Below are 12,041 nucleotides of genomic sequence, written 5' to 3'. Positions count from 1 at the left end.
TCAGGCCCCGCTCAGGCCCCGCGCCGCGCCGTCACCCGCGGGCCCGCCCCGCCCGCCGCCTCACGCCTCGCGCAGGATCCGCGCCGTCACCCGCGTGCCGAACGCGAGCGCCTCCACCGGCACGCGTTCGTCGGCGGCGTGGAACTGCCCGAACACGTCGAAATCGGCGGGCACGCGCAGCGGCACGAAGCCGTAGCCGCGGATGCCGAGCCGGCTGAGGTGCTTGTTGTCGGTGCTCGCCGGCAGCAGATACGGCACGACCACCCCGTCGGCATCCTCCGCGGTGATCGCCCGCTGCAGCACCTCGACGAGGGGCGCATCGACCGGCGCCTCGATCGCGGCGATGTCGCGCGCCCACGTCACCTCGATGTCGTCGCCGACCACGGCGGCGAGCTCCGCGCGTACCGCGTCGTGCTGCCCGGGCACGATCCGCACGTCGAGCGTCGCGCTCGCCGCCGCGGGGATGACGTTGGCCTTCCCTCCCGCCGCGAGCACCGTGGGCGAGGCGGTGTTGCGCATGCCCGCATCGATGAGGGATGCCGCGAACCCCAGGTCGTCGAGATGCCCGCCCGCGCGCTCCCAGGTGTCGACGAACCGCTCGAGCGCGTCCGTGCGGACCACCGGGAACACGTGCGCGCCGACCGCGGCGACGGCCCGCGCGAGGCGCACGACGGCGTTGTCGGCGGTGGGACGGGACCCGTGCGCGGCGCGGCCGCGGGCGGTGAGCGTCGCGGTCGAGACGCCCTTCTCGGCCGTGGCGACGAGGTAGGCGCGCCGGTCGCCGGGAAGCGGCAGCGAGAACCCGCCCACCTCGCTGATGGCCTCGGTCGCCCCGGCGAACAGCTCGGGGCGGTGCTGCACGATCCAGCGCGCGCCCCACACGCCCCCGGCCTCTTCGTCGGCGAAGAACGCGAAGACGAGGTCGCGCCGGGGCACGATCCCCTCGCGCCGGAACGCCCGCGCGATCGCCAGCAGCATCCCGGCGAAGTCCTTCATGTCGACCGCGCCGCGTCCGTACAGGATGCCGTCGTGGATCTCCGCCCCGAAGGGCGGGTGGGTCCAGTCGGCGGCGTCGACCGGCACGACGTCGAGGTGCGCGTGGGCGACGAGGGCACCGGCATCCGGATCCGAACCCGCCAAGCGGGCGATCACGCTCGCGCGTCCCGGAACGGGCTCGACGAGGGTGGTCTCGTATCCCGCGTCCTCGAGCTGCACCTGCACGAACCGCGCCGCCCGGGTCTCGCCGTCGCCGATCGTGGCGGGGTCTCCGGTGTTGACGCTGTCGATGCGGATCAGGGCGCGGATGAACTCCAGCGCCTCCGTCTCGAGGGGCGACACGGGTCAGTGCTCGTGAGGGCGGGCGTCCTCGCCGAGCTTGAACGCGAGGCGTCCGTGCGCGTAGCCGCCGCCCGCGCGGATCGCGGTGGCGACCCAGGCGGCCTCGGCGAGCTCGGCCTCGGTGGCTCCGGCCTTGACGGCGTTCTGCGAGTGCCCGTCGATGCAGTAGACGCACTGGGTGGTGATGCCGACGGCGAGGGCGATGAGCTCGCGGTACTTCAGCGGGATCGCGCGGCCCTCGGGGGCGAAGACGGCCTGGTCGAACGCGGCGAACGCGGCGAGGATGTCGGGCGTCTCGTTCTTGTAGACCTTCGCGTAGGTCTTGTCGGCGGTGCGGTCGAAGTAGTCGGACATGGTGCCTCCCGGCGACGTGAACGGTGTCGATGTCTCGATCCCACGGTGCCATGCGGCACGGCCGTCTCGGGGTGGCGCACGTCACACGGTGACACACCGGGACGACCGCGGCCAGGGTCCGGCGTCAGTCCCACAGGCGGGTGGCCAGCGCTTCCGTCGTCTCGAACGCTGAGCGCGCAGCATCCATCCCCGTCGTGGCGGCGGCCAGGTTCGCCGCGAGGCGCGTCAGAGCGTCCGACCACTGACGGTGGGCGATGTCGTATGCCGCTCTCGCCTCGCCCGTCCATTCGGCTCGTCCCGCGGCGACGGCGGCGTCGAGGTCGCCGAGGTGGCGCTCGATGGCGGCCGTGGCCTGGCGGAGGGCATCGACGAGCTGAGCGTGGCGGTCGCTGTCGAAACGGATGGTCACGGCTGCGGTTTCGGCCAGGTCAGGTCGTACCAGCGCAGCTCATATCCGTGTGGGATTCGGCCGGTCTCGTAGTAGTGGAAGAAGATGTCCGTCGCTTCGTCGGCGACGAATACTTCGTCGGGATACACGGTCGCCGTGCGGTTGCCGTCGAAGAACGGGATGTCGACGGAGGGCTCACCGGAGTGGTCGCCGCCGCGGCCGACGATGTAATGCCGGTCTTGGCCGTCGTCGTCGACCTTGTGCCATTCGATCGTCATCGCTTCGGCGGTGCCGGCGCATTGGAGGTAGACGGGGCTGCCGCCTCGATAGACGTACTCTACGAAGTTTACGTCGTCGGGCATCGGACCCAGAATGAAGGTCGAACGTTGGCCGGGTGCCAAGAGCTTCAGGAGATGAGCAATCTGGTCGCGTGGTCCGCGGAAGTCGGACCGGAGCTCCATGGAGTTTCCATCCATCGTGTAATAGTGGCGTTTCATCACGGCATCACCTTCAGAATGACGTTGGTAATTTGAATGACCTCACCATTCAAGATGGCTGTCGCGGGATTTCCGGGTCCGACCGACTGATCGAAGCTGAGCTGATTGCCTTCATTTCTCAGGTATTTCTCGATTGCCGTTCCACTCTTCACTTCTACGGCTGAGTACGTACCATCCGGACGTTTGATGAACCCATCGAAATATCGGTGTTGTGAAGAGTCGCCGATGGACGCTCGAACGGTGTCGCGAAGGACCTCCTGTCCCTCTTCGGCGGACACTTCGTCGAGTCCTCGATTTTCCTTCTCCGCCCACGGCTTCGAGTTCTGGCCGGTCGCGAATGGCCGCCCTCATCGCGCGAATCGCCCCGGTCGACCCCGTGGTTCTTCTCCATCAGCATGACACCGGCACTGCCCGCGGCCTCGCCCGCCAGCTTCGACACTCCTGCGGCGGCCAGGGCACCGCCTGTGCCAGCGGCGGCGATCCCGCCGTAGACGGCGGCGCCACCGGGGACGCTGCCCACGCCGGTGGCCGCGAGTCCGCCACCGCCCAGCGCGGTTGCCCCGCCGCCGAGCATCAGCGCTCCGCCCCCGAGGATCGCGAGCAGCGCATCCGGGTTTCGAAGAATCGCGTTGCCGACCGAGGCGGCACCGTTGACGAGGGCGGCGAGGGTGTCCCACTGAATCTGCCCTTGCGCAGCGAGCGACGCCAGGAAGAGCGTGCCGGTGCCCTCCCATGTGAGCGGCGGCGGCGGCGTGATGGCGGACACCGCGTCAGCGGCGGCGTCACCCGCGTCGCGGACCTCCGACCTCGCGTAGGCGAGCAGGCTCTGCGCATCACTCCGGGTCACGGCACCCGCGTCCGTGTAGAACGGGACGATGCCCGTCGCGCCGGCTTGACGTTCCGCTTGCCGGTACCTCTCGATTCCCGCGGCCGTCTGCGCCTCCGCTGCCTCCCACATGGCGATGGCATCGGCCGCCTTCTGCTGCGCCCAGCCGAGCACCGTGGCGTATTGGTCCGACGCATCTGCGGCGGTCGTCAGCGACTGGCTGAGCTGCTCCCATTGCGCGAAGGCGGTGGGCAGGCGCGAAGCGAAGCCGGCCGCCGCCGTCCCCTCCCAGCCGCTCGGCGCTTCGAGTCTCCCGAGCCGCGTGGCGATGCTGTCCGCGATTCGAGCGCGGGCCCGCCACCGCGCCGTGAACTCATCGATTCCCGCCACCGACCCGGCCACGAGGTCGACGGGGTCAGACGTCTGTCCGAGTTCCATCATTGCCCGACGTGTCCTTCGGATGTGTCGAGGTCGCGGTCCGTTCTTTCGTAGAGTTCGGCGCTTTGTCTCAGCCTCTCGGCGAGGCGGCCCAGATCGTCGGATGCGTCGTTCCAGGAGCGGGCGTTGTCTGCGGCGAGAAGCGAGATCGCTTTCGCCAAGCCGGCATGACCGAGGTCCGCCGGGCAGGTCTCGTCGAACGCGCCTGCGGTGTGACGCGCGTCGTCGACTTCTGCGGCGGTGGCGCGCAGTGCATCCGGGTCCACAGCGAATTTCGGCATGAGAGCCCCCTCTCGCCACCCAAATCTAAAGCTCCTGAGCAAGTGCGCAAGGCGTCTCACACGCTTTTCGTAGCAGGACGACGTGGACCGTGCGGGTCGCGGGAGGGCCGGACCTCGGCCCATCGAGGGGGCGTTCCGAGCTCCGCCTCAGTGCATGATCATCCCGCCGGTGACGTTGATCGCCTGGCCGGTGAGATAACCGCCCGCCGGGGAGGCCAGGAAGTGCGTCACCCCGGCGACGTCCTCCGGGATGCCCAGTCGACCCAGCGGCGACTTCGCGCTCCACGCGGCGACGTCGGCCTCCGATCGGGTGTCTGCGCCCATCTCGGTGAGCACGTACCCGGGGCACACCGCGTTGACGGTGACGCCGTGGCATCCCCATTCCTGGGCTCCGGCGCGCGTGAGGGCGACGACCGCGGCCTTCGAGGCGGCGTAGTGGGCCTCGCCTCCGCCGCCGTGCTTGGCGGCCATGCTCGCGATGTTGACGATCGAGCCGCGACGGGCCTCGAGCATCGTCGGGGCGACGGCCTGCATCGTGATCAGGGTGGCGCGCGCGTTGATGTCGATCACGCGGTCCCAGTCGTCGACGCTGATGTCGAGCAGCGCGGTGTGCTGGAAGATCCCGGCGCAGTTCACGAGCACGTCGATCCCGCCGAGGGCCTCGACCGCCTCGCCGATCGCGCGTCGCGTGTCGAGCGGGTCGCGCAGGTCGACGGCGATGAAAGCGGATGCCGCGGGGTCGGCCGGAGCGCGACGGTCGAGCACCGCGACCCGGGCCCCGTCGTCGACGAAGCGCTGGACGATCGCGGCGCCGATGCCGCCGGAGCCTCCCGTGACGATGACGCGCTGCGACATGACGCTCCTCCCTCGGGCGTCGGGTCGCCCTGGCGGTCACGGTACGCCCGGCGGCGAACGCGGCGGCGACGGCGCTGTTTCGCGGGCGTAACGCTCCTCAGACGAGCAGTGCCCACACCGCCGCGGCATCCACTTCGAGCCGTGCGTCGGTGCCGCGCGAGCGCCACGCGTCGCGATCGAACACGAACGCCCGCTCGACCTCGAGCACGTAGAGGCGCTTGGTGGGCACCCCCAGCACGAGGGACGGATCGTCGTCGCCGGCATCGCGGGGGAGTCGCGCGGCCAGCACGTCCCGGACCGCCGAGGCCTCGGCATCCACTTCCCGTGCCGCGAAAGCCAGCTGCACGCCGTCGGCGTCGGCGAGGGTCGCCGCCGGGTCGAACACGACCCCGGATGCCACGCCCGACGCCACGATCGCCCGCGCGTGCCGCGACGAGACGTCGGACTCGACGTACAGGCCGCGGGGGAGGAGCCGGTACTGCGCGGCCGCCGTCCACGGGCCGTCGGCGTCGGCGGTGCCGATCACGACGAACCGCTGGGCGGCGAGGATCGCCGCGGCGCGCTGCACGGGGGAGTCCATGCGGCCATCATTGGGGGTGCGCGCGACGCGGGTGTTTCCGCGCCGTAACGCTTGCGATGCGCGCGTCGTGTCGAGCTCGGGGCGCGCCTACGCTCGCTCTCGGCGGCCCGTCCGCGCCGCGCCGAAGCGACCAGTGAGGAAACCCGTGAGCGACGACGTCCACCCGGCCATCACCGACCCCGACGTGCGCGCGCACCTGGCGCGGCTCGCCGCGCAGGCCGGCACGATCCCCTCGGGGGCGACGGATGCCGACGGCGACGACGCCGCACGCCTCGCCGAGCTCCGCGCCAATCCGTCGTGGGTGCGGTCGCCCGACGACGATACCGTCGAGTCGATCGACCTGGATGCCGACGGCCTCGCCCTGCGCCTGTACCGCCCGCGTGCGGGGCACCGGGGAACCCTCGTCTTCGCGCACGGCGGAGGCTGGGTCGCCGGCGACCTCGACAACAACGACGCCCTCTGCCGCGCGCTCGCCACCGCGACCGCCACGCAGGTGCTGAGCGCCGACTATCGCCTGGCGCCCGAGCATCCCTTCCCCGCCGGTCTCGACGATCTCGATCGCGCCCTGCGTTTCGCCGCCTCCGGGGCGGGCGGCCTGACCGACCCCGCCCTGCTCGGCGTGGCCGGGCACAGCGCGGGAGGGAACCTCGCCGCCGCCCTCGCCCTGCGCTCGCGCGAGGGTCGGGCTCCCGGCATCCGGGTGCAGGTGCTGCTGTGTCCGGTGCTCGACGCGCCCGATCCCGATCGCCCCAGCTACCGCGCGCACACCGCCAACCTGCCGCTGACGGCGAAGGGGATGCAGTGGTACTGGGGGCTGTACCTCGGCGGTGGCGCGGATGCCGCGGCGGGTGGCGATGCTTCGCTGCGTCCGGATGCCGTGCCGGGTGTCGAGGCTTTGCTGCGGCCGGATGCCGCGGGCCCGGTGCCCGCGGAAGCGGCACCGCTGCGCGCCGCCACTGTCGACGCAGCGGCGCCGGCCGTGATCGTCGCGGCCGAGGTCGACCCGCTGTCGGACGAGGCGGAGGACTACGCCGATCGCCTCGCGGCATCCGGGGTCCCCGTCACGTTCGTGCGGAGGGCGGGTGTTCCGCACCTGTTCCTGGTGTTCCCGTCGACGCCCGCGCGCGACGACGTGCTCGCGCAGATCGCGCCGGCGGTGCGGGCGGCGTTCGCCTGAGCTCTGCGTACCCTCGTCCCACTTGTGGTGGGTTGGGCGGCGCCGCACCGGCCATTTGTGGGACATGCACCGGCAGAAGGGGGACGAGGCTCAGCTCAGGCGCTGTGGCGGAACGGTGCTGGCGTCGCCCTCGCGCCAGGCAGCGCACCCTCGTCCCACTTGTGGTGGGTTGGGCGGCGCCGCACCTGCCATTTCTGGGACACGCACCGCCAGAAGGGGGACGAGGTACTCCTGTCGCGTTGGGCACCGTCACCCTCGTCGCGGCGGCGAGGCGATCACGCAGCGCTGTCGCGTCGAACCGCAGAGACACCGGATGCCACGAACCCGGCGGGGTCCGTGGCATCCGATGTCGTGAAGAGGTCAGGCTCCGACGAGCTCGCGCTTGGCCTCCACCTCGGCGGCGTCGTCGGCCTCGCGGCGGCGACGGCCGTTGGTCTCGGGGGTAAGGACGGCGGCGATGAGGCCGACCAGGCCGTAGAAGCTGAAGAGCACGGCCGGGCCCACCCAGCCGAAGGCCTGGAACAGGCTCACGGCCCAGAAGGCGGTGAAGCCCGAGACGACCGCGGAGAGCTGGTAGGCGAGCGAGGCTCCCGAGGAGCGGGTTCCGGTGTTGAACAGCTCGGGGAACCACGACGCCTGCGTCCCGGCGAGGGAGTTCTGGCAGATCGCGAAGCTGAAGACGAACACCGCGACGATCAGCGGGAACACCCCGGTGTTGGCGATGAGGAAGAGCGGGATGCCCGACAGCAGGATCATCGTCGTGCCGAAGACGTAGACGGGCTTGCGGCCGATGCGGTCGGTGAGCCAGCCCCAGAACAGGGTCGCGGGGAAGCCGACGAGGGCGGCGATGACGATCGCGAGGATGGTCTGCGACGGGTCGGCGAGCTGGTTGCTCTTCAGGTACGACGACATGTAGGTGATGGCGATGGCGTATCCGGCGGTCTCGGCGATGCGCATGCAGAAGGCGCGCAGCAGGTTCTGCCAGTCGGAGCGCAGGACGCTGAGGAGGGGGTTCTTCTCGATCTTGCCCTCCTCCTTGATCTCCTCGAATTCGGGCGACTCCTCCACCTTCAGGCGGATGTAGAGGCCGGCGAACACCAGCAGCGCGGAGAGCAGGAAGGGTGTGCGCCACTTCCAGTCGTCGGGGAGGCCCGCGCTGGCGAAGAACGCCAGGTTGGCCAACAGCAGCCCCAGCGGGAAGCCCGCCTGCGGCAGCGCGCCGAACGCACCCTTGCGGCGCCAGGGAGCGTGCTCGTACGTCATGAGGATCGCGCCGCCCCACTCGGCCCCGAACGCGAGGCCCTGGATGATGCGGGTCACCACGAGCAGGATGGGCGCGGCGACGCCGACCGTGGCGTAGGTGGGCAGGATGCCGATCGCGAACGTTGCGAGACCCATGATGAGCAGCGAGGCGATGAGCACCGGCTTGCGCCCGATCTTGTCGCCGAGGTAGCCGCCGATGATGCCGCCGATCGGGCGGGCGGCGAAGCCCACACCGAGCGTCGCGAACGACAGCAGGGTGCCGGTGAGCGGGTCGGCGTCGGGGAAGAACGCCGTTCCGAAGTACAGGGCCGCGGCGGTGCCGTAGCCGATGAAGTCGTAGTTCTCGATGGTCGTGCCGACGGTGCTGCCGGCGGCGACTCGCCAGCGGTGGGGAGTGCCGAGCACCGGGGTCGACGTCGTGGCCTGTGCCATGGGTCTTCCTATCTTCTTCGATAGCCTCCGCGTGCTCCAGCGATGGAGACCGGCGGGCTGAACGCTCTGGGTTCGATTGTTAACAATGCAACAGTAGGACCCTGAGCGCAACACCCCAGCGTAATTTTTCTCCGGATGCCGCTGGGCGCGGTCACCGCGGGAGGGTCGGCGCGTGCCGTCGTGCGGAGTCGGGCAGCGCCGGTTCGGTCCCGGATGCCGGCGGCCGCGGTCGGTACGGGCGGGTTGCCGTGGGCCGTCGTGCGGAGTCGGGTGCCGCCGCATCCGTTCCGGGCGGCTGTGCGCGGCGTGTCGCCCGCGCGCTCCGCGGGACGGCGTGCCGCAAAGGCGCCCGAGGACCCCGCCTCACCGGATGCCGCGCGTTGCGCTCCGCAGGACGGCGGGCCCACGAGGGGGCGGGGGCGCCCGTCGCCGCGTACTCCGCAGGACGGCAGGACGGCGTGGCGACCGGGCGCGAGGTGCGATCGGGCGATCGTCGGGTCAGCGCGAGAGGATCAGGCCTCGACGCGGTCGAGCAGGCGCTCGACAGCGGCATCCATGTGTCCGCGCAGGAATCGCCGCGCGGCGTCGGGGTCGCCCTCGACGAGGATGTCGACGAGGGGCATGTGCCGGTCGATCGACATGTTCGCCACCGCCACGTCGAGTCCGCCGCTGGTCAGCGCCGCGCGGGCGAGCCCGGCGACCCGCTGCCACGACTGCAGGAGCGTGGCGTTGCCGCTGAGCTCGCACAGGGTCTCGTGGAAGGCGAGGTCGGCGCGCACGCGCGCGGCGAACTCCTCGGCGGCGTTCAGCGTGTCGAGGCGTTCGCGCAGTACGGACGCCGCGTCGGAGCGGTCGTCGAACGCGCAGATCTCCTCGCACGCGAGCGACTCGAGCGCGTAGCGCACGTCGAAGATCTCGCGGATGTCGGCGGCCGACACCACCCGCACCGACAGGCGTCCGCGAGAGTCGGCGGCGAGCAGACCCTCCTGCTGCAGATGGCGCAGGGCCTCGCGCAGCGTGCCGCGCGACACCCCGAGCGAGTCGGCCAGCTCGATCTCGCCCAGGTGCGTGCCGGGGGCCAGCTCTCCCGACGAGACCGCGTCCCGCAAGCGCGTGAGGATCTGCTCTCGCAGCGTGTTGCGACTCACACTGCCGAGACCGCGCAGAGCGCTCGAGGGGGAGGTCGGCATGGAGACCAACCTAGTCGCCGCTGCCGCGACGGGCGTCACCGGGCGCCCGTCGCCCGCGGTCGGGGCCGCGGATGGCGGATCGTCACGCGGCCCCGGGCGTCTCGTACCCGCAGATCGCCGCGACCTTCTCGGCCGAGGCCGAGGCCGGGTCGAAGCGGTACGTGAGCCACTCGCGCACGAGGCGCCGCGCGAGCTCGAGTCCGATCACGCGCTGCCCCATGCACAGCACCTGCGCGTCGTTCGAGAGCACGGCGCGCTCGACCGAGAAGGGGTCGTGCGCGGTCACGGCGCGGATGCCGGGCACCTTGTTCGCCGCGATCGCGACGCCCAGGCCCGTGCCGCAGATGAGCAGCGCGCGGTCGGCGCGGCCGTCGGCGACCATGCGGGCCGCGTCCACCGCGATGTGCGGATACGCGGTGTGGCCGTCGGCATCCACTCCCACGTCGACCACGTCGACGACGAGATCGGATGCCGCAAGGTCGGCCTTGAGGGCCTCTTTGTAGTCGTAGCCGGCGTCGTCGCAGCCGATGACGAGGCGGAGGGGGTCGAGCGCGGTCATGAGCGTCCTTCCAGGATGAGCGGAAGCGCCGGGGTGGAGTCCCCGAGCGCGAGGTCGGTGAGGGCGGCGATCGCCAGGGCGAGCGAGACGGCGCCGGCGTCGGGAGTTCCGACGCTGCGCTCAGCGAGCGGCCGGGCGCGACCGAGACGCGGGGTGAGGCCCGCCGTCTCCCTGGCCGCCGCGATGGCGGTGTCCCGCGCGGATCGGAGAGCAGTGGCATCCGCGGTCCCGCTCGACAGCACTCCGGACCAGGGCAGCAGCACGTCGACCATGGTCTTGTCGCCGAGGGTCGCGCCGCCGGTTCCGGTGATGGCGTCGCGTCCGGAGAGGAGGGCGGTGACGAGGCGCGCGGTGTCGGCGGACTCGCTGTCGCCGAGAGACGCGCCGACGGCACGCAGGGCTCCCCCCCACAGGGCTCCCGACGTACCGCCGGCGACGTCCGACCAGGCGGTGCCGGCGCGCGAGAGCAGGGTTCCGGCCCCGGCTCCGCGCTCGGCGGCGGCTCGTGCGGCGTCGAGCGCCGCGCGGGTGCCGCGCTCCATGCCGATCCCGTGATCGCCGTCTCCGGCGACCGCGTCGATCCGGCCGAGCTCCGCGGCATGGGTGACCATCGTGGAGTGCAGCGTCTCGAGCGCGCGCAGCACCCCCGCGGCCAGGTTCTGGGACGCGGGGGTCCCGGGCTCGATCTCCGCGCCCGAGACGACGGCGCGTCGGCGCAGTTCGTCGCGTGCGTCGGCGTCCAGCTGCGCGGCGGGCCGGGCGCTGCCCTTGCGGTAGCCGGGCGTGAGGCTGGGCGAGGTCCACCGGCGCTCGAGTTCGTCGTCGAGCCAGACGAGCGTGAGCGAGATGCCCGCCATGTCCAGGCTCGTGCACAGCTCGCCGATGTCGGGGCTCACGACGGTGACGCCCGCGGCATCCAGGAGCTGCGAGACGCGGCGCCACACGACGAACAGCTCTTCGTACTTGACCGTGCCGAGACCGTTCAGCAGCGCGGTGACGCGCTGGCCGCGCGCCTGATCGACGCCGTCGGGGAGCTCGTCGAGAAGCCGGTCGACGAGCATCGCGGCGAGGTCGTCGGCCGAGGCGATGGGCACGTCCTTCACGCCCGGTTCACCGTGGATGCCGAGACCCAGCGACATCATCCCCTCGGGGACGCGGAAGAGCGGCGCATCGGCGCCGGGCAGCGTGCAGCCGTCGAAGGCGACGCCGAAGGTCCGGGTGCGGTCGTTCGCGTGGCGCCCGGCGGCGACGACCTCGTCGAGGGGGAGTCCTTCGTCGGCGGCCGCACCGAGCACCTTGAAGACGACGAGATCGCCCGCGATCCCGCGGCGCTTCTCGATCTGGTCGCGCGGGGCGCTGGCGACGTCATCGGTGACGAGGACGATGCGCGCGTCGATGCCCTCGTCCGCGAGGCGGGTGGCGGCTTCGCCGAAGTGCAGGACGTCGCCGGCGTAGTTGCCGAAGGTGAAGATGACGCCCTGGCCGCGGTCCGCGGCGCGGCCGACCGACACCGCCTGCGACGCCGAGGGCGACGAGAAGATGTTGCCCACGACGGCGCCGTGCGCGAGGCCGGTCCCGACGAGGCCGCAGAACGCGGGGTAGTGGCCGGAGCCGCCGCCGGCCAGCACGGCGACGCTTTCATAGGAGGTGCTGCGCACGACCCCGCCGGGGACGGGGGCGACCATGTCGGGGTAGGCGGCGGCGAATCCCTCGAGCATCTCGGCGGGGAAATCGGCCGGGTCATTGAACAGTCGGGTCATCGTCGACCTCCGGTGAGGAGCGGGTGGAACACGTTCAGTGTTTTAATGTTAACAATAGAACAAATAGTCTCGCCGTCAAGCCCGAACGGGCCGTCACACTCGA

13 protein-coding genes are annotated in these 12,041 nt (G+C 71.5%); 1 reads left to right on the top strand and 12 read right to left on the bottom strand.

The window, feature by feature from the left end:
• Window positions 1-60: 60 nt before the first annotated feature.
• The 8 genes from AB1K56_RS17135 to AB1K56_RS17100 form a co-directional block, all read right to left on the bottom strand.
• The gene (locus tag AB1K56_RS17135; protein ID WP_371206645.1) at window positions 61-1,338 is read right to left on the bottom strand and encodes a M20/M25/M40 family metallo-hydrolase; all 1,278 of its coding nucleotides are present in this window, start codon (window positions 1,336-1,338) and stop codon (window positions 61-63) included.
• A gap of 3 nt (window positions 1,339-1,341) precedes the next feature.
• Window positions 1,342-1,692 (bottom strand): carboxymuconolactone decarboxylase family protein, encoded by a 351-nt coding sequence (locus AB1K56_RS17130; protein ID WP_371206644.1) that lies wholly within the window; start codon window positions 1,690-1,692, stop codon window positions 1,342-1,344.
• Window positions 1,693-1,816: 124 nt separating this feature from the next.
• On the bottom strand, window positions 1,817-2,101 hold the full coding sequence (locus AB1K56_RS17125; protein ID WP_264629742.1) for a WXG100 family type VII secretion target: 285 nt from the start codon (window positions 2,099-2,101) through the stop codon (window positions 1,817-1,819).
• Window positions 2,098-2,580, bottom strand: coding sequence for a hypothetical protein (locus AB1K56_RS17120; protein WP_371206643.1), 483 nt, complete (start codon window positions 2,578-2,580; stop codon window positions 2,098-2,100). The genes AB1K56_RS17125 and AB1K56_RS17120 overlap by 4 nt, the downstream gene beginning before the upstream one ends.
• Window positions 2,581-2,731: 151 nt before the next feature.
• A complete protein-coding gene (locus tag AB1K56_RS17115; RefSeq protein WP_371206642.1) occupies window positions 2,732-3,844 on the bottom strand; it encodes a putative T7SS-secreted protein in 1,113 nt (370 codons plus the stop codon).
• Window positions 3,841-4,122 (bottom strand): hypothetical protein, encoded by a 282-nt coding sequence (locus AB1K56_RS17110; RefSeq protein WP_371206641.1) that lies wholly within the window; start codon window positions 4,120-4,122, stop codon window positions 3,841-3,843. The genes AB1K56_RS17115 and AB1K56_RS17110 overlap by 4 nt, the downstream gene beginning before the upstream one ends.
• Window positions 4,123-4,269: 147 nt before the next feature.
• The gene (locus tag AB1K56_RS17105; RefSeq protein WP_371206640.1) at window positions 4,270-4,977 is read right to left on the bottom strand and encodes an SDR family NAD(P)-dependent oxidoreductase; all 708 of its coding nucleotides are present in this window, start codon (window positions 4,975-4,977) and stop codon (window positions 4,270-4,272) included.
• Between the two features lie 97 nt (window positions 4,978-5,074).
• The gene (locus AB1K56_RS17100) at window positions 5,075-5,557 is read right to left on the bottom strand and encodes a pyridoxamine 5'-phosphate oxidase family protein (RefSeq protein ID WP_264629747.1); all 483 of its coding nucleotides are present in this window, start codon (window positions 5,555-5,557) and stop codon (window positions 5,075-5,077) included.
• Between the two features lie 145 nt (window positions 5,558-5,702).
• On the opposite strand from AB1K56_RS17100, the gene AB1K56_RS17095 reads away from it, so the two are divergent.
• On the top strand, window positions 5,703-6,734 hold the full coding sequence (locus AB1K56_RS17095; protein WP_371206639.1) for an alpha/beta hydrolase: 1,032 nt from the start codon (window positions 5,703-5,705) through the stop codon (window positions 6,732-6,734).
• Between the two features lie 360 nt (window positions 6,735-7,094).
• On the opposite strand, the gene AB1K56_RS17090 is transcribed toward AB1K56_RS17095, so the two are convergent.
• The 4 genes from AB1K56_RS17090 to AB1K56_RS17075 form a co-directional block, all read right to left on the bottom strand.
• A complete protein-coding gene (locus AB1K56_RS17090) occupies window positions 7,095-8,429 on the bottom strand; it encodes an MFS transporter (RefSeq protein WP_371206638.1) in 1,335 nt (444 codons plus the stop codon).
• 512 nt (window positions 8,430-8,941) lie between these two features.
• On the bottom strand, window positions 8,942-9,619 hold the full coding sequence (locus AB1K56_RS17085; RefSeq protein WP_058623079.1) for a GntR family transcriptional regulator: 678 nt from the start codon (window positions 9,617-9,619) through the stop codon (window positions 8,942-8,944).
• Between the two features lie 82 nt (window positions 9,620-9,701).
• Window positions 9,702-10,178 carry a ribose-5-phosphate isomerase gene (locus tag AB1K56_RS17080; protein ID WP_371206637.1) on the bottom strand — a complete coding sequence of 159 codons (477 nt, stop codon included), beginning with the start codon at window positions 10,176-10,178 and terminating at the stop codon, window positions 9,702-9,704.
• Window positions 10,175-11,938: a dihydroxyacetone kinase family protein gene (locus tag AB1K56_RS17075; protein WP_371206636.1), complete on the bottom strand. Its 1,764-nt coding sequence runs from the start codon at window positions 11,936-11,938 to the stop codon at window positions 10,175-10,177. The genes AB1K56_RS17080 and AB1K56_RS17075 overlap by 4 nt, the downstream gene beginning before the upstream one ends.
• Window positions 11,939-12,041 lie beyond the last annotated feature (103 nt).

It is taken from the genome of Microbacterium sp. BWR-S6Y, assembly GCF_041379845.1.
Classification (GTDB): domain Bacteria; phylum Actinomycetota; class Actinomycetes; order Actinomycetales; family Microbacteriaceae; genus Microbacterium; species Microbacterium hydrothermale.
This window is presented reverse-complemented; position numbering and strand designations above follow the sequence as displayed.

Excerpts from the sequence above, each read along its gene's own strand:
- AB1K56_RS17100 (WP_264629747.1), bottom strand. The coding sequence starts at position 5,557 with ATGGACTCCCCCGTGCAGCGCGCCGCGGCGATCCTCGCCGCCCAGCGG.
- AB1K56_RS17115 (WP_371206642.1), bottom strand. The coding sequence starts at position 3,844 with ATGATGGAACTCGGACAGACGTCTGACCCCGTCGACCTCGTGGCCGGG.
- AB1K56_RS17085 (WP_058623079.1), bottom strand. The coding sequence starts at position 9,619 with ATGCCGACCTCCCCCTCGAGCGCTCTGCGCGGTCTCGGCAGTGTGAGT.
- AB1K56_RS17090 (WP_371206638.1), bottom strand. The coding sequence starts at position 8,429 with ATGGCACAGGCCACGACGTCGACCCCGGTGCTCGGCACTCCCCACCGC.
- AB1K56_RS17105 (WP_371206640.1), bottom strand. The coding sequence starts at position 4,977 with ATGTCGCAGCGCGTCATCGTCACGGGAGGCTCCGGCGGCATCGGCGCC.
- AB1K56_RS17075 (WP_371206636.1), bottom strand. The coding sequence starts at position 11,938 with ATGACCCGACTGTTCAATGACCCGGCCGATTTCCCCGCCGAGATGCTC.
- AB1K56_RS17110 (WP_371206641.1), bottom strand. The coding sequence starts at position 4,122 with ATGCCGAAATTCGCTGTGGACCCGGATGCACTGCGCGCCACCGCCGCA.
- AB1K56_RS17080 (WP_371206637.1), bottom strand. The coding sequence starts at position 10,178 with ATGACCGCGCTCGACCCCCTCCGCCTCGTCATCGGCTGCGACGACGCC.
- AB1K56_RS17130 (WP_371206644.1), bottom strand. The coding sequence starts at position 1,692 with ATGTCCGACTACTTCGACCGCACCGCCGACAAGACCTACGCGAAGGTC.